The organism is Pseudomarimonas salicorniae (assembly GCF_023156535.1).
Classification (GTDB): domain Bacteria; phylum Pseudomonadota; class Gammaproteobacteria; order Xanthomonadales; family Xanthomonadaceae; genus Pseudomarimonas; species Pseudomarimonas salicorniae.
The window spans coordinates 36,334-52,342 of record NZ_JALNMH010000004.1 but is presented as its reverse complement, the minus strand read 5'-3'; the positions used below and the strand labels follow the sequence as shown (position 1 = coordinate 52,342).

Annotated in this window: 14 protein-coding genes; 10 read left to right on the top strand and 4 right to left on the bottom strand. The window is 68.6% G+C overall.

Annotated features, from left to right (window positions below; all coding sequences use genetic code 11):
- Positions 1-200: 200 nt before the first annotated feature.
- Positions 201-914 (top strand): SDR family oxidoreductase, encoded by a 714-nt coding sequence (locus tag M0G41_RS05975; RefSeq protein WP_248206464.1) that lies wholly within the window; start codon positions 201-203, stop codon positions 912-914.
- 13 nt (positions 915-927) lie between these two features.
- On the opposite strand, the gene M0G41_RS05970 is transcribed toward M0G41_RS05975, so the two are convergent.
- The 3 genes from M0G41_RS05970 to M0G41_RS05960 form a co-directional block, all read right to left on the bottom strand.
- Positions 928-1,485, bottom strand: coding sequence for an acyl-CoA thioesterase (locus tag M0G41_RS05970; protein ID WP_248206461.1), 558 nt, complete (start codon positions 1,483-1,485; stop codon positions 928-930).
- A complete protein-coding gene (gene uvrA / locus M0G41_RS05965) occupies positions 1,482-4,391 on the bottom strand; it encodes an excinuclease ABC subunit UvrA (protein ID WP_248206459.1) in 2,910 nt (969 codons plus the stop codon). Before uvrA ends, M0G41_RS05970 begins: the two co-directional genes overlap by 4 nt.
- An 89-nt stretch (positions 4,392-4,480) precedes the next feature.
- Positions 4,481-4,990, bottom strand: a complete 510-nt coding sequence (locus M0G41_RS05960; RefSeq protein WP_248206457.1) for a DUF3016 domain-containing protein — start codon at positions 4,988-4,990, stop codon at positions 4,481-4,483.
- Between the two features lie 191 nt (positions 4,991-5,181).
- Here M0G41_RS05960 and rplU point away from each other — a divergent pair, with 191 nt between their 5' ends.
- From rplU to cgtA, 3 genes are all read left to right on the top strand, one after another.
- On the top strand, positions 5,182-5,493 hold the full coding sequence (gene rplU / locus M0G41_RS05955) for a 50S ribosomal protein L21 (RefSeq protein WP_248206454.1): 312 nt from the start codon (positions 5,182-5,184) through the stop codon (positions 5,491-5,493).
- Between the two features lie 29 nt (positions 5,494-5,522).
- Positions 5,523-5,783: a 50S ribosomal protein L27 gene (gene rpmA / locus M0G41_RS05950; RefSeq protein ID WP_248206452.1), complete on the top strand. Its 261-nt coding sequence runs from the start codon at positions 5,523-5,525 to the stop codon at positions 5,781-5,783.
- Between the two features lie 245 nt (positions 5,784-6,028).
- Positions 6,029-7,096 (top strand): Obg family GTPase CgtA, encoded by a 1,068-nt coding sequence (cgtA, locus tag M0G41_RS05945; protein ID WP_248206449.1) that lies wholly within the window; start codon positions 6,029-6,031, stop codon positions 7,094-7,096.
- 277 nt (positions 7,097-7,373) lie between these two features.
- Here the strand turns inward: cgtA and rpsT are convergent, their stop codons facing one another.
- Positions 7,374-7,637: a 30S ribosomal protein S20 gene (gene rpsT / locus M0G41_RS05940; protein ID WP_248206447.1), complete on the bottom strand. Its 264-nt coding sequence runs from the start codon at positions 7,635-7,637 to the stop codon at positions 7,374-7,376.
- A 125-nt stretch (positions 7,638-7,762) separates the two neighbouring features.
- On the opposite strand from rpsT, the gene murJ reads away from it, so the two are divergent.
- The 6 genes from murJ to M0G41_RS05910 all read left to right on the top strand — a co-directional run bounded on the left by murJ (position 7,763) and on the right by M0G41_RS05910 (position 15,884).
- Complete coding sequence (murJ, locus tag M0G41_RS05935) at positions 7,763-9,322, top strand: murein biosynthesis integral membrane protein MurJ (protein WP_248206443.1); 1,560 nt, start codon at positions 7,763-7,765, stop codon at positions 9,320-9,322.
- 17 nt (positions 9,323-9,339) lie between these two features.
- The gene (locus tag M0G41_RS05930) at positions 9,340-10,308 is read left to right on the top strand and encodes a bifunctional riboflavin kinase/FAD synthetase (RefSeq protein ID WP_248206442.1); all 969 of its coding nucleotides are present in this window, start codon (positions 9,340-9,342) and stop codon (positions 10,306-10,308) included.
- A complete protein-coding gene (gene ileS, locus M0G41_RS05925; protein ID WP_248206439.1) occupies positions 10,305-13,181 on the top strand; it encodes an isoleucine--tRNA ligase in 2,877 nt (958 codons plus the stop codon). The genes M0G41_RS05930 and ileS overlap by 4 nt, the downstream gene beginning before the upstream one ends.
- 148 nt (positions 13,182-13,329) lie before the next feature.
- Positions 13,330-13,821, top strand: coding sequence for a signal peptidase II (gene lspA / locus M0G41_RS05920; RefSeq protein WP_248206437.1), 492 nt, complete (start codon positions 13,330-13,332; stop codon positions 13,819-13,821).
- A gap of 1 nt (position 13,822) precedes the next feature.
- The gene (gene ispH / locus M0G41_RS05915) at positions 13,823-14,776 is read left to right on the top strand and encodes a 4-hydroxy-3-methylbut-2-enyl diphosphate reductase (RefSeq protein WP_248206435.1); all 954 of its coding nucleotides are present in this window, start codon (positions 13,823-13,825) and stop codon (positions 14,774-14,776) included.
- Positions 14,777-14,849: 73 nt separating this feature from the next.
- Positions 14,850-15,884 (top strand): phosphotransferase, encoded by a 1,035-nt coding sequence (locus M0G41_RS05910; RefSeq protein WP_248206433.1) that lies wholly within the window; start codon positions 14,850-14,852, stop codon positions 15,882-15,884.
- Positions 15,885-16,009 lie beyond the last annotated feature (125 nt).

Here is a 16,009-nt window from a genome sequence, read left to right as displayed (position 1 = left end):
CCGCGTGCCACCGGAGGTCCGGCAGCGCGCTTCGGCAGCGGCGCGACGGCGCGCGGGGCTGTTACCGGGGCAGAGTAGCGGCCCGCTCCGGAGGGGGGGAGGGGACTGCAAACGTATTCATGCCTGCGCCCGGCGTGCTGCACCGCGGAAAGCTCGGGCTGCATGCCATGGTGCCGGCAGATTCGAGCGGGAGACGGACGGTGGAAGAGGCGAAAGGCCGCAGCTGGCTGGTCATCGGCGCCAGCCGGGGGCTGGGCCAGGCGCTGTGCGAGCAGCTGATGGCGCGCGGCGAGCGGGTGATCGGCGTGGCCCGCGACGCCGCCGCGCTGCGCCGGATGGCCGACCGGCTGGGCGGCGGGTTCCGCCCGCTGGTGCTCGACCTTGCCGATGCCGCGGGGGTCGAGCGGGCGATGCAGGCGCATGCAACCGAGTGGTCGTCGCTGCATGGCCTCATCCACAACGCCGGCATCGGCTGGTATCGGCCCTTCCTCGATCATTCGAGCGACGAGCTGCTTGACCTCCTGCAGGTCAATCTTGGCGCTGCGATGCAGCTATGCCACGCGCTGCTGCCGGCGATGTGCCGGCGCGGCGGCGGGCAGCTGCTGTTTGTCGCCTCGGACCTGGCCCGCCGGCCGCTGGCCAACATGGCGCCCTATGTTGCCAGCAAGCATGGCCTGGCCGGATTTGCCCAGTCCCTGCTTCGCGAGTTCCGGCCGCAGGGCATCCGGGTCAGCCTGGTCAATCCCGGGATGATCGACACGGGCTTCGGCGGCGGGGAAGCCGGCCAGGGTGACGGACACCGCCTGCTCGAGCCGGGCCAGTTGGCGGAACTGATCGTTCAGATGCTCTGGCAGCCGGCGGGCCTGGTGGTCGACGAGCTGACCGTGCACCCGATGGGGCAGGCGGACTTCTGAGCCGCCGCGGCGCTCAGTCGCCGAGTCGGGATTCGGCCGCGCGCCGCACTGCCTCGGGCAGGCTGGCGCCCTTGCCGCTGGCGGCATCGACCCAGACCATCACCACCCGGCCCTCGCAGTAGACGGCGTCGGGGTCGGTCGCCGAGGAAATCCGGTGGCCGAGCGTCAGGCTGCTGTTGCCGGCGCGCTCGGCGTGCAGGGTCACACTCAGCGTTTCCGGCCAGGGGATCGGGCGGCGGAACTGCAGCTCGGCCGAAGCCAGCACCGGGGCCGAGGTCTCGGTCAGCCAGGGGCCGTCGAGGGACTCCAGCCAGCGCAGACGGGCCTCCTCGAGATAGGTGAGGAAGGTCGAGTTGTTGACGTGGTTGAAGGCATCGAGATCGCGCCAGCGCACCTCGAAGTCGATCCGGAACAGGGCGTCCGACGCCTCCGGGGGCGCCGCGGGTTCGACCGGCGGCGCCGCTGCTGCCGCCTTGTCGGCAGGCGCGGTCTTGGCCTTGGCCCGGCTGGTCCGTTTGCGCGCCGGCTTGGCCTTCTTGGCGGCCGGCTTCTTCGGGGTGGTTTCGCTCATGCGCGCTTCCTTGCTTTGGCCGTGCCGCGCTTGCGCGGGGCGGAGGACGCTGACTCCCTTGGCTTCCGGGCCTTGGATGCCGCTTCGGGCAGCAGCCGGGCGAGGAAGCGACCGGTATGCGAGTCCTCGTGGGCGGCGATCTGCTCAGGCGTGCCGGTGGCCAGGATCCGGCCGCCGCGGTGCCCACCCTCGGGGCCGAGGTCGATCACCCAGTCGGCGGTCTTGATCACGTCGAGATTATGCTCGATCACGACCACGGTGCTGCCGCCGTCGCGCAGCCGGTGCAATACGCCGAGCAGCTGCTCGATGTCGTGGAAGTGCAGGCCGGTGGTCGGTTCGTCGAGGATATACAGGGTGCGTCCGGTATCGCGCTTGGACAGCTCGCGCGAGAGCTTGACGCGCTGCGCCTCGCCGCCCGACAGCGTGGTCGCCGACTGGCCCAGCTTGATGTAGCTGAGCCCGACCTCCATCAGGGTCTGCAGCTTGCGGGCGATGACCGGGATCGGCTCGAACAGGGTCAGCGCATCCTCGACGGTCATCTCCAGCACGTCGTGGATGGTGTGGCCCTTGTAGGTGATCTCCAGCGTCTCGCGGTTGTAGCGCTTGCCGTGGCAGACGTCGCAGGGCACGTAGACATCGGGCAGGAAGTGCATCTCGACCTTGATCATGCCGTCGCCCTGGCAGGCCTCGCAGCGCCCGCCCTTGACGTTGAAGCTGAAGCGGCCGGGCTGGTAGCCGCGGGCGCGGGCCTCGGGCACCTGGGCGAACAGCTCGCGCAGCGGGGTGAACAGGCCGGTGTAGGTGGCCGGATTGCTGCGCGGGGTGCGTCCAATCGGGCTCTGGTCGATGTCGACGACCTTGTCGAACAGGGCCAGTCCCTCGACGCTGCGGTAGGCCGCCGGTTGTGCGCTGGCGCCGTTCAGTTCGCCGGCGACCAGACGGAACAGGGTGTCGTTGATCAGGGTCGACTTGCCCGAGCCGGAGACCCCGGTGACGCAGACGAACAGCCCGGCGGGAATCTCCAGGTCGACGTCCTTGAGGTTGTTGCCGTGGGCGCCGCGCAGGCGCAGCACCCGCTCGGGATCGACCGGCTGGCGCTGGTCGGGCACCACGATGCCGCGGCGCCCGGAAAGGTACTGGCCGGTGAGCGAACGCTCGGACTTGAGAATGTCCTCGAGCACGCCCTGGGCGACGATCTCGCCGCCGTGCACGCCGGCGCCGGGCCCGATGTCGAGGATGTGGTCGGCGAGGCGGATCGCATCCTCATCGTGCTCGACCACGATTACCGTGTTGCCGAGGTCGCGGAGCCGGGTCAGGGTGCCGAGCAGACGCTCGTTGTCGCGCTGGTGCAGGCCGATCGAGGGCTCGTCGAGCACGTACATCACGCCGACCAGGCCGGCGCCGATCTGCGAGGCCAGGCGAATGCGCTGCGCCTCGCCGCCGGACAGCGAATCGGCCTGGCGGTCGAGGGTCAGGTAGTCGAGACCGACATCCACCAGGAACTTCAGCCGCTCGCGGATCTCCTTGACGATCTTCACCGCGATCTCGCCGCGCCAGCCGGAGAGCTGCATCTGCTCGAACCGCAGCAGGGCCTCGTCGATCGGCAGCGCCGTGATCGAAGGCAGGTTCTGACCGTCGACGAACACGTGGCGTGCCGTGCGATTCAGCCGTTGGCCATCGCAGCCGGGGCAGGGACGCTCGCTGATGTATCGCGACAGTTCCTCGCGGACCATCGGCGACTCGGTTTCCCGATAGCGGCGCTGGAGGTTGGGAATGATCCCCTCGAAGGCATGCTTGCGCTGTGCACGACCGCCGCTCTCGGTGAGGTAGGTGAAGCTGATCGGCTCGCCGCCACTGCCGTGCAGCACGGCCTGCTGCGCCTTTTCGCCGAGCTTGTTCCAGGGCGTGTCGACGTCGAAGCCGTAGTGCTTGGACAGTGAAAGGATCAGCTGGAAGTAGTAGGCGTTGCGCCGGTCCCAGCCGCGCACGGCGCCGGCAGCCAGGCTGGCCTCTGGTTTGGTGACCACCCGCTTGGGATCGAAGAACTGGGTTACCCCGAGACCGTCGCAGCTCGGGCAGGCGCCGATCGGGCTGTTGAAGGAGAACAGCCGGGGTTCCATCTCGGTCAGCGCGTAGTCGCAGACCGGGCAGGAGTAGCGCTGCGAGAACAGCTGCTCCTCGGCGTTTGCATCGTCCATGTCGACGACGCGGGCCAGTCCATCGCCGAGCTTGAGCGCGGTCTCGAAGGACTCGGCCAGGCGCTGCTTGAGGTCGGCGCGCGGGCGGAAGCGGTCGATGACCGCCTCGATGGTGTGCTTCTGGCGCAGGGCCAGCTTGGGCACGTCATCAAGCTCCACGACCTTGCCGTTGACCCGTGCCCGTACCAGGCCCTGGGCGCGCAGCTGTTCGAAGACCTGCAGATGCTCGCCCTTGCGCTCGCGGATCACCGGGGCAAGCAGCATGTAGCGGTGCTCGGCGTCGAGGGCGAGGGTGGCGTCGACCATCTGGCTGATCGTCTGCGCCTCGAGCGGCAGATCATGGTCCGGACAGCGGGGGGTGCCGACGCGGGCGTAGAGCAGGCGCAGGTAGTCGTAGACCTCGGTGATCGTACCGACTGTCGAGCGCGGATTGTGCGAGGTCGACTTCTGCTCGATCGAGATGGCCGGGGACAGGCCCTCGATGTGGTCGACGTCCGGCTTCTCCATCATCGACAGGAACTGCCGGGCGTAGGACGACAGCGACTCGACGTAGCGGCGCTGGCCCTCGGCGTAGATGGTGTCGAAGGCCAGCGACGACTTGCCCGAGCCGGACAGTCCGGTGATGACGATCAGCCGGTCGCGGGGCAGGTCGAGGTCGAGGTTCTTCAGATTGTGCGTGCGGGCGCCGCGGATGCGGATGCTGTCCATGCAGTCAGGAACGGTGCGGGCAAGCTTGCCAGTCTAGCGTCCGGGGCCGTTACCGGACCGTGACCGCAGAGCCCGTGGTCGGCTGCGGCTCAGCTGCCGCGGGGGAAGGTGTCCTGCAGCCAGCGCCTGAGCATGTGGGTCTCGTAGCGCAGCGGGTCGCGATCGTAGCCGCCACCCCGGTCCTGGAAGCCGAGATCGCGCAGGTCTTCCTCGCCGGCCCTCAGGGTACCGCCCTGGCTGTCCTTGAGCTCCCAGCGGAAGACCAGCCGCGGCGGGTAGATGCGCTTGACGATGCGGACGTCGTGCAGCGCGATCTGGGTGGTCGGCTCGTAGTCGCCGGCGAGGTCGATGTCGACGAACTCCACGTGCAGCCGCTGGCCGGCCTGCAGATGATCGGGCGCGCGCTTCCGGAGGTACTTCTCCAGACCTTCGGTGACGCCCTTGCTGGCCCCCTTGCGGAAACCGTCGTCGAGGCGGGCGTCGGTGTATTTCTCGGGGCTGAGGAATTCGACCTCGACACGGCCGTCCTCGCCCACGGCGGAACCGACCCCCGAGAGAAGGGCCAGGGCCCCTCCCAGCAACAGCATCCTCGTGCACATGGTCGACTCCTCGATTTCGTCTCCGGCCGTTCGGAAAGGATAGCGCCGGGTGGCCAAGGCGGGCCTGAACGCCGCCGTGGGCGGGCGTTTCCGGCATTGACCGCTTGCTCGCCACCGGCTATTATTCGCGGTCTTTCCGTCCCGCAGTCCGGCGACGGATGGTGTTATCAGAAGAACTACAGAGGAAAGTCATGTACGCAGTCATGGTTACCGGCGGCAAGCAGTACCGCGTGATGAAGGGCGAGACCCTCCGCGTGGAGAAGCTGGACGTCGAGGAAGGTGCCACGGTCGATTTCGACCAGGTCCTGATGGTCGGCGACGGTGACAAGATCACCCTCGGCGCGCCGCTGGTCGATGGCGCCAAGGTGTCGGCGTCGGTGAAGGCCCACGGCCGTCACGACAAGGTTCGGATCGTCAAGTTCCGCCGCCGCAAGCACCACCGCAAGCAGGCTGGCCACCGCCAGCACTACACCGAAATCGAAATCACCGGCATCAGCGCCTGAGCGCAGCCGACTAGCCTGGAGCACGAGTCATGGCACATAAAAAGGCAGGCGGCAGTACCCGTAACGGCCGCGATTCCAATCCGAAGTACCTCGGCGTCAAGATCTACGGCGGTCAGGCCGTGGAAGCCGGCAACATCATCGTTCGTCAACGTGGCACCCAGTTCCATCCGGGCAGCGGCGTTGGCCTCGGCCGCGACCACACCCTGTTCGCCCTGGTCGACGGCACCGTGCAGTTCGCGGTGAAGGGCCCGAAGAACCGTCGCACCGTGAGCATCAACCCGGCCGCCTGAGCGCAGCCGACGGTGTGAGCAGAAGCCCCGCCGCGTGCGGGGCTTTTGTTTTTCGGCCGCCTGCGGCGGCCGCAACGGGATTCGGGATTCGGGATTCGGGATTCGCAAGAGCAGAATCTCGCCAGGCCCAGGCCCGATCTCGTCCGAAATTCGCAAGGGAGCTTCGTTAGACTGCGCGGCATCAAGTCGCCCCTGTGCGCTCTAGCGAATCCCGAATCACCAATCACCAATCACGGCTCTAACCCATGAAACTCGTCGACGAAGCAGACATCCGCGTGACCGCCGGCAATGGCGGCAATGGCTGCGCCAGCTTCCGGCGCGAGAAATTCATCCCGCTGGGCGGTCCCGACGGCGGAGACGGTGGGGATGGCGGCTCGGTCTGGCTGGTCGCCGACGAGAACCTCAACACCCTGATCGACTTCCGCCATCAGCGGCAGTTCCGCGCCCAGCGCGGCGAGAACGGGATGAGCCGGCAGATGTACGGCAAGAAGGGCGAGGACATCGAGATCCGCGTCCCGGTCGGCACCGTGGTGACCCAGATCGAGAACGAGGAGGTCATGGGCGACCTGACCCGCCACGGCCAGCGGCTGAAGGTGGCGCAGGGTGGTCGCGGCGGCCTTGGCAACATCCACTTCAAGAGCTCCACGAACCGCGCGCCGCGCAAGGCGACGCCCGGGACCCCGGGCGAGGAGCGTGAGCTGCGCCTGGAGCTGAAGCTGCTGGCGGATGTCGGATTGCTGGGCTTTCCCAACGCCGGCAAGAGCACCTTCATCCGCGCGGTGTCCGCGGCGACGCCGAAGGTCGCCGACTACCCGTTCACCACCCTGTATCCGAACCTCGGCGTGGTCCGCGTCGAGCAGCACCGCAGCTTCGTGGTCGCCGACATTCCGGGTCTGATTCCGGGCGCGGCCGAAGGCGCAGGTCTGGGCATCACCTTCCTCAAGCACGTCCAGCGCAACCGTCTGCTGCTGCACATCGTCGATGCCGCGCCGCTGGAGGAGGGCATCGACCCGGTCGAGCAGGTGCAGGCCATCGAGGGCGAGCTGGAGAAGTTCGACCCCGAGCTGCTTGAGCGGCCGCGCTGGCTGCTGCTGAACAAGGTCGACCTGATCCCGGAAGACGAGCGCGAGGTGCGCATTGCCGACCTCCTCGAACGCCTGGAGTGGAAGTCGCCCTGGTACGCCATCGCCGCGATCTCCCGCGAGGGCACCGAGCGGATCTGCCAGGACGTGATGAAGGCGCTGGACGCCCAGCGTGAAGCCGAGCACGAGGCTGCGCAGTCTGAGGACGATGCGGACAGCGCGCCGCGCTGAGCCGCCCGTGCATCCCCCGGTAGGAGCCAGCTTGCTGGCGATCAAGGGTGACGGTGTTTCGGGGGGCGCTCGGCCGCGTCGGGGCGGGGATGGTGTGTCGGATCAGTCCGCAGCGCGCCTTTGTGCGCATTTTTCGCCAGCAGGCTGGCTCCTGCAGGGCGGCGCGCAGGTTGATCGATACGAGGGTGAGGTGGTCCGACTCCCCGCTCCCCGCTCCCGCCCGGAAACGAAAAAGCCGGCTTTCGCCGGCTTGATCGAGGGTCCCGTCGCTGGCCGCTTAGCCGATCGCGCGGATGCGCGCGGTCAGGCGGCTCTTGTGGCGAGCGGCCTTGTTCTTGTGGATCAGACCGCGGGCGGCGAAGCGGTCGAGAATCGGCTGGGCGGTGTTGAAAGCCTCGGTGGCGGCGGCGGCGTCGTTCGCGTCGATGGCCTTGATGACCTTCTTGACGGCGGTGCGCAGCATCGAGCGCTGGGCGACGTTGCGGGCGTTGCGGACGAGGGTCTGCTTGGCGCGCTTTTTGGCAGACTTGATGTTGGCCAAGGGAATGCTCCTGAAATGGGTCGGACGGGACCGGATAAAGACCGCGCATTATGCCCTTGGGCGCAGCGAATCGCAACCAGGAATCCGCGCCGGGTCGCGGCCCGCACCGCGTCGGGAGCCCCGGCATGAGCCGCCTCGCCCGGGCCAGCGCCGTATTCGGCTCGATGACCCTGCTCTCGCGTATTGCCGGACTGGTCAGGGACTGGCTGCAGGCGGTGACCTTCGGCGCAGGGCCAGCGGTCAGCGCCTTCGTCGTCGCCTATCGGATCCCCAATTACCTGCGACGGATCTTTGCCGAGGGCTCGTTCAGTTCGGCCTTCGTCCCGGTGCTCTCCGAGCTGCGCGAGAAGGGCGATCAGGAGGCCATCCAGGACTTCCTCGACCACGTCGCCGGCGCGCTGCTTGCCGCCGTGGTCCTGACCACCGCGCTGGGCTGGCTGGCGGCGCCGTGGATCGCCCGCGGGTTTCTCGCCTTTGCCAGCGGCGACAACGCGATTCCGGTGGACTTGACCGCGGAGATGCTGCGGATCACCTTCCCCTACCTGGTGTTCATCTCGATGACGGCGCTGGCCGGCAGCGTGCTGAACAGCTTCCGCCACTTCGGTCTGCCGGCCTTCGCACCGGTGCTGCACAACCTCTCGGTGATCGCCGCAATCCTGTTCGCCGGCAGCTGGTTCGCCGTGCCGGAAAAGGCCCTGGCCTGGGGCGTGTGCCTGGCCGGGCTGCTCCAGGCTGCCCTGCTGTGGCCGGCGATGGCCAAGCTCGGCCTGCGCCCCCGGCTACGCTTCAGGGCCCGGCATCCGGGCGTGGTCCGGGTCTTCCGGCTGATGCTGCCGACCCTGTTCTCGTCCTCGGTGGCCCAGTTCAACCTGCTGGTCGGAACCATGGCCGCCTCCCTGCTGGTCGCCTCGGCGCAGAGCTGGCTGTACTACTCGGATCGCCTGGTCGAGCTGCCGCTGGGCCTGTTCGGCGTCGCCATCGGCACGGTGATCCTGCCGCACCTGTCGGGCAAGCACGCGCTGGCCGACGGCGACGGCTACGCGGCCAGCCTGGACTGGGGCCTGCGCGCGGTGCTGCTGGTGGCCCTGCCGGCGGCGGTCGGGCTCGGTGTGCTGGCCCTGCCGATCTGCGCCACCCTGTTCAACTATGGCGCCTTCGCGGCCCGCGACGCCGAGATGACCGCGGCGGCAGTCACCGCGATGAGCGTCGGCATTCCGGCCTTCATGGCCAGCAAGGTCCTGCTGGCGGGATTCTTCTCGCGCCAGGACACGGTGACCCCGATGCGCGTGGCCATCCTGACCGTGGTGGTCAATATCGTGCTGATCGTGGCCCTGGTCTGGCCGCTGTGGCGGGCCGGCTTCGAGGCCGCCCACGCCGGCATCGCCCTCGCCACGGCCCTGGCGGGGATCGCCAATGCGCTGCTGCTTGCGCGGGGGCTGCGGCGAGAAGGGCGGCTGCGCCTGCTGCCCGGCTGGGGCGTCTATCTCGGGCGTCTGCTCACCGCGGTGGTTGCCATGGGTCTGGCCATCGCCTGGCTGCAGGGCCTGCCCGGGGATTGGAACCTGCTTGCTGCCTGGGAACGGGTGCTCTGGCTGGGCGGCGTGATTGCCGCGGGAGGCCTCACCTACGCGCTCGTGCTTCTCTGCCTGGGACTGCGCCCGCGCCATCTGCGCGAACCCCCATAGCCGCTATACTCCAGCGGATGAGCAGGCTGGTCCGGGACGTCGAAGGCGGCCCCCTCGCAACGCAACCAAGCGTGGTCTGCATCGGCGCCTTCGATGGCCTGCACGTCGGGCATCAGGCGCTGGTGCGGCATACCCTTGCGCGTGCCCGCTCGATCGGCGCGCTGGCCGGTGTGATCAGCTTCGATCCGCTGCCCCGCGAATTCCTGCTCGGCGCGGAAGCCCCGCCACGTGTCGCCTCCGCTCGCGACCGCTTCGAGCGCCTGCGGGCGATGGGCGTCGATCTGGTCGGCCTGTTGCGGTTCAACGCGCGGCTGGCCTCGATGTCGGCCGAGGACTTCGTGACCCGGGTGCTGGTCGGACGCTGGCAGGTCGCCGAGGTCTGGGTCGGCGAGGACTTCCGGTTCGGCCACAAGCGACGCGGCGACCTCGCCCTGCTGCGGCAGATGGGCGAGACGCTGGGCTTCCGGGCCGAGGCGATCGAGACCCACGAGATCGATGGTCAGCGGGTCTCCAGCTCGGCGGTGCGCGCGGCGCTGGCAGTCGGCGATTTCGATACGGTCGAGCGTGCCCTGGGTCGCCCCTACAGCATCTCGGGCAAGGTGATCCGCGGTCGCCAGCTGGGCCGCGAGCTCGGCTACCCGACCGCAAACCAGCGCCTGGCCGGTGTTCGCCCGGCATTGACCGGCATCTTCGCCACCCGGGTCCACGGGGTCGGCGAGCGGCCCTGGCCGGCCGTGTCGAGCCTCGGCACCCGGCCGACGGTGGATGGCGTCGAGCCGCTGCTGGAGACTCACCTTTTCGACTTCGACGGCGACCTCTACGGTCGGCGCATCGAGGTCGAGTTCGTCGCCCGCCTACGCGACGAGCTGAAGTTCGAATCACTCGAGGCGCTGACCGAGCAGATGCACCGCGACGCCGCCCAGGCTCGCGCGATCCTCGCTGCCCAAGCGTCCCTTTCAAACAACGTCGACCGGAAATCCGCGTGAGCCACGATTACAAGCCGACCATCCACCTGCCCGCCACCGAATTCCCGATGCGCGGAGACCTGCCCAAGCGCGAGCCCGCTGCGCTCGAGCGCTGGCAGAAAGACGGCCTCTACGGGCAGGTGATGGCCCGCACCGAGGGCCGCCCGCGCTATGTGCTCCACGACGGCCCGCCCTACGCCAACGGGGTGATCCACCTTGGCCATGCGGTGAACAAGATCCTCAAGGACGTGGCGGTCAAGTCGCGGCTGATGGCCGGCTTCCAGGCGCCCTACGTGCCCGGCTGGGACTGCCACGGCCTGCCGATCGAGCACGCGGTGGAAAAGAAGCACGGCAAGGTCGGGGCCAAGCTCGACGCCGCCGCCTTCCGCGCCAAATGCCGCGAGTACGCAGCCGAGCAGATCGCCCTGCAGAGCACCGATTTCCAGCGCCTCGGCGTGCTCGGCGACTGGGCCAATCCGTATCGGACCATGGACTTCCGCTTCGAGGCCGACATCGTCCGCTCGCTGGCGAAGATCTATGCGCGCGGCCACGTCAGCCGAGGCTTCAAGCCGGTGCACTGGTGCTTTGACTGCGGCTCGGCGCTCGCCGAAGCCGAGATCGAATACGCCGACAAGACCTCGCCGCAGATCGACGTCGCCTATGTGGCCAAGGACGCCACGGGGCTGGCGGCGAAGTTCGGCGTCGAGCTGCCGGCGGGTACCGAGGTCGCGGTGCCCATCTGGACCACCACGCCGTGGACCCTGCCGGCCAGCCTCGCCATCAGCCTCGGCCCCGAGCTGGACTACGTGCTGGTCGAGGGCCCGGCCGGCCCGAATGGGCCGCGCCTGCTGGTGCTGGCCGAGCCGCTGGCTGGCCCGGCGCTGGCACGCTATGGCGTGGCCGAGCCGAAGGTGCTGGGTCGCTCGAAGGGTTCGGCGCTTGAGCATTTCGTGACCGCGCATCCGTTCTATCCGCGCGAGATTCCGTTGATCCTCGGTGATCACGTCTCCGCCGAGGACGGCACCGGCGCCGTGCATACCGCGCCCGGCCATGGACAGGAAGACTTCGCCGTCGGCCAGGTCTACGGGCTGCTGGAGAAGTACAGCGCGCCGGAAATGAATCCGGTCGGCGGCAACGGCGTCTACCTGCCGGGTACGCCGATGGTCGAAGGCCAGTTCATCTGGAAGGCCAACGACTCGATCATCGAGCTGCTGCGCGAGCGCGGCGTGCTGCTGGCAAGCAGCGCGCTGCAGCACAGCTATCCGCACTGCTGGCGGCACAAGACGCCGGTCGCCTTCCGCGCGACGCCGCAGTGGTTCATCTCGATGGAGCAGGCAGGGCTGCGCGAGGATGCGCTCAAGGCCATCGCCGAAATCGGTCGCAACAAGGGCTGGTTCCCCGAGTGGGGTGAGGCCCGCATCCGCTCAATGATCGAAGGCCGCCCGGACTGGTGCATCTCGCGCCAGCGCACCTGGGGCGTGCCGATCGCGCTGTTCGTGCACAAGGTCTCCGGCGAGCCGCATCCGCGTTCGGTGGAACTGATGGAGCAGGTCGCCCAGCGCATCGAGCAGGGCGGGGTGGATGCCTGGTACCAGCTGGAGGCCGCCGACCTGCTTGGCAACGAGGCCGCCGACTACGACAAGGTCACCGACATCCTCGATGTCTGGTTCGACTCCGGCGTCACCCATGAGGCAGTGCTGGCTGCGCGCGGGATGGGCAAGCCGGCCGATCTGTACCTCGAGGGTTCCGACCAGCATCGCGGCTGGTTCCAGAGCTCGCTGCTGACCGCCGTGGCGATGGACGGCGCCGCGCCCTACAAGCAGGTCCTCACCCATGGCTTCACCGTGGATGAGAAGGGCCGCAAGATGTCCAAGTCGCTGGGCAACGTGGTCTCGCCGCAGGAGGTCATCAAGACCCTCGGCGCCGACATCCTGCGCCTGTGGATCGCCTCCACGGACTACTGCTACGAGATGTCGCTGTCGCAGGAGATCCTCAAGCGCAGCGCCGACCTGTACCGCCGCATCCGCAACACCTGCCGCTTCCTGCTCGGCAACCTGCATGGCTTCGAGCCGAAGCAGCATGCGGTGCATCTCGACGACATGGTCTTTCTCGACCGCTGGGCGGTGGCTCGCGCGCATGCCCTGCAGCAGGAGATCGCCGCCTGCTACCTGCGCTACGACTTCGCCGGCGTGGTCCAGCGGCTCGGCAACTACTGCAGCGTCGAACTCGGCTCGCTGTACCTCGATGTGACCAAGGACCGGCTCTACACCATGCCGGAGAACTCCCGCGGCCGGCGCTCTGCGCAGACCGCGATGTACCACATCGCCCAGGCGCTGACCCGCTGGTTGGCCCCGATCCTCAGCTTCACCGCCGACGAGGTGTGGAGCCACCTGCCGGGCACCCGCGAGGAGAATGTGCTGTTCGCTACCTGGTACGAGGGCGTTGCCCCGCTGCGCGAGGATTCGCCGGTCGACGCAGGGCTGATGCAGCAGGTGCTGGCCCTTCGCGAGGCGGCCACGCGGGTGATGGAGCCGATGCGCGCCAGCGGGGTGCTCGGCGCCTCGCTCGAGGCCGAGGTCGACCTCTACGTCGACGAGGCGCTGCGCTCGCGGTTGGCGCCGATGGCCGAGGAGCTGCGCTTCGTGTTCATCACCTCCGAGGTCCGCCTGCACCCGCTGGCCGAAAAGCCGGCTGGCGCCCAGCGCGCCGAGGGCATCGAGGCCTACGCCATGGCCACCGCCTCGGAGCACGCCAAGTGCGTGCGCTGCTGGCACTACCGCGCCGACGTCGGCAGCCATCGCGATGCCGAGGATCCGCAGCGCGACCATCCGGAGCTGTGCGGCCGCTGCGTCGACAACGTGGTCGGCTTCGGCGAGACGCGGAAATGGTTCTGATGCCGATGCGTCGAGCCACCTCGACCTCCCCTGTAGGAGCCAGCTTGCTGGCGACCGCCCCCCTACGCGGCCAGATCCAGCAGACTCCGTCAGATGTAGTGCCATGTTCGCCAGCAAGCTGGCTCCTACATGAGCGGGGGCTACACGCATGACGAGGCCACGCCCCAGCGCCGCGATCTGGCTGCTGCTGTCGGCCGTGGTCCTGATCCTCGACCTGTGGACCAAGCAGCTGGCGCTCGATCACCTGACCTATGGTGAACCGGTGGTCTTCATCGAGGGCCTGTGGAGCTGGACGCTGGCCTACAATACGGGGGCGGCGTTCAGCTTCCTCGCTGACGCCGACGGCTGGCAGCGCTGGTTCTTTGCCGCGCTGGCCATCGGCATCAGCGGCCTGCTGACCTTCTGGCTGCTGCGCACGCCGCGCGGTGATTGGCGCAATGCGCTGCCCTTCGCCCTGATCATCGGCGGCGCGCTGGGCAACCTGGTCGACCGGGTGCGCTTCGGCTACGTGGTCGACTTCATCGACTGGCACTGGCAGGGCCACCACTGGCCGGCCTTCAATATCGCCGACTCGGCCATCGTGGTCGGCGCCATTGCCCTGATCGTTCTGGGCTTCGGGCATCGGCCCAAGGAGAACTAAGTTGGACATCGTCCTGGCCAACCCGCGCGGCTTCTGCGCCGGTGTCGACCGCGCCATCGAGATCGTCAACCGCGCGCTGGAGCTGTTCGGCGCGCCGATCTACGTTCGCCACGAGGTGGTGCACAACCGATTCGTGGTCGAGGACCTGCGCGCCCGGGGCGCGGTGTTCGTCGAGGAGCTGGATGCGGTGCCCGACGGGGCGACGGTGATCTTCAGCGCCCACGGTGTCCCACAGGCGGTGCGCCGCGAAGCCGAATCGCGCGGCCTGAAGGTGTTCGACGCCACCTGCCCGCTGGTGACCAAGGTCCACATGGAAGTGGTGCGCCACTGCCGCGCCGGGCGCGACGTGGTGCTGATCGGCCACGCCGGCCACCCCGAGGTCGAGGGCACCATGGGCCAGTGGCTGAAGGACGGGGCCCGCGGCGCGATCTATCTCGTGGAAGACGTAGACGATGTCGCCACGCTGGAGGTCGGCCAGCCGGAGAACCTCGCCTTCACCACCCAGACCACGCTGTCGGTCGACGACACGCTCGAGATCATCGCCGCCCTGCGTAAACGCTTCCCGGCCATCGAGGGGCCGCGCAAGGACGACATCTGCTACGCCACCCAGAACCGCCAGGACGCGGTGCGCGAGCTGGCCGCCGAGTGCGACCTGGTGCTGGTGGTCGGTTCGGTGAACAGCTCCAATTCCAACCGCCTGCGCGAGCTGGCCGAGAAGCAGGGGGCCACTGCCTACCTGATCGACGGGGCCGAACATGTCGATCCATCCTGGTTCGAGGGCCGGCGCGCTGTCGGCGTCACCGCGGGCGCCTCGGCGCCGGAGGTGCTGGTGCGCGGCGTCATCGAGCGGGTCCGTGAACTCGGCGGCGGCAGCGTGCGCGAGATGCGCGGCGAGCCTGAGAACATGACCTTCGCCCTGCCGCGCGAGCTGCGCGTCCCCATCGTGCTGGTCTGATCGATTCTCCGGGCGCGGCAGCGACGCGTCCGGGCTGTTAGGCTCGCAGCCCGGCCCGAAGCAAGGTGCATCGATGAGCGAGACCGCCGCCCACTCCACCCTCGATACGGATGCGCTGGCCCGCTGGCTGGCCGGGATGCTTCCCGGGTTCGAGGGGCCGGTGCGCCTCGAGAAGTTCAAGGGCGGCCAGTCCAACCCGACCTTCGCCCTGGAGTCGCCCAGCCATCGGCTGGTCCTGCGCAGCAAGCCGGGGCCGGTGTCGCAGCTTCTGCCGTCCGCACACGCCATCGAGCGCGAGTACCGCGTGCTGGCGGCGCTGGCCGGCACCGACGTGCCGGTGCCGCGGGTCCACGCCCTATGCGAGGACGAGTCGGTGCTGGGTCGCATGTTCTACATCATGGAACGGGTCGAGGGTCGGATCTTCTGGAATTCGGCGCTGCCCGAACTGGATCCCGCCGAACGGGGCGCGATCTACGCGGCCATGAACCGCACGGTCTCCGCCTTGCACCGGGTCGACCCCGAGTCCGTGGGCCTCGCCGATTACGGGGCGTCGGGCAACTACTTCGCTCGCCAGATCGGCCGCTGGACCAAGCAGTACCGGGCCGCCGAGACCGGCACCATCGAGGCGATGGAGCGGCTGATCGAGTGGCTGCCGACCCGCATCCCCGACGACGACGCGACGCGCATCGTCCATGGCGACTTCCGCATCGACAACCTGGTGTTCCACCCCGATGAGCCGCGGGTGATCGCCGTGCTCGACTGGGAGCTGTCCACCCTGGGGCATCCGCTTGCGGACTTCGCCTACCATTGCCTTGCCTGGTTCACTCCGCCCGGGATCATGCGCGGCCTCGCCGGGCTCGATATCGAGGCGCTGGGCATTCCGCGTCTGTCCGGCTACATCGCCGACTACTGCCGGGCCACCGGCCGCGACGGGGGCATCCCGGACATGCCGTTCTATCTTGCCTACAACCTGTTCCGCCTCGCCGGGATTGCCCAGGGCATCGCCCGGCGCGCCGAACAGGGCACGGCGAGCAGCGCCCAGGCCGTGGAGACCGGAAAGCTGGCCCGGCCGGTGGCGGAGTTGGGCTGGAAGCTGGCCCAGGGCTGAGCGTCAGCCAATGCGGAACCAGGCCGCTCACGGTCTTCCGGGGCGACATCCGGGGGCGGGGATCGACTCTCGAACGGAAAACCTAAAACCCCTTTTGGTGGGGCGATTCGAAACACTTACACTCA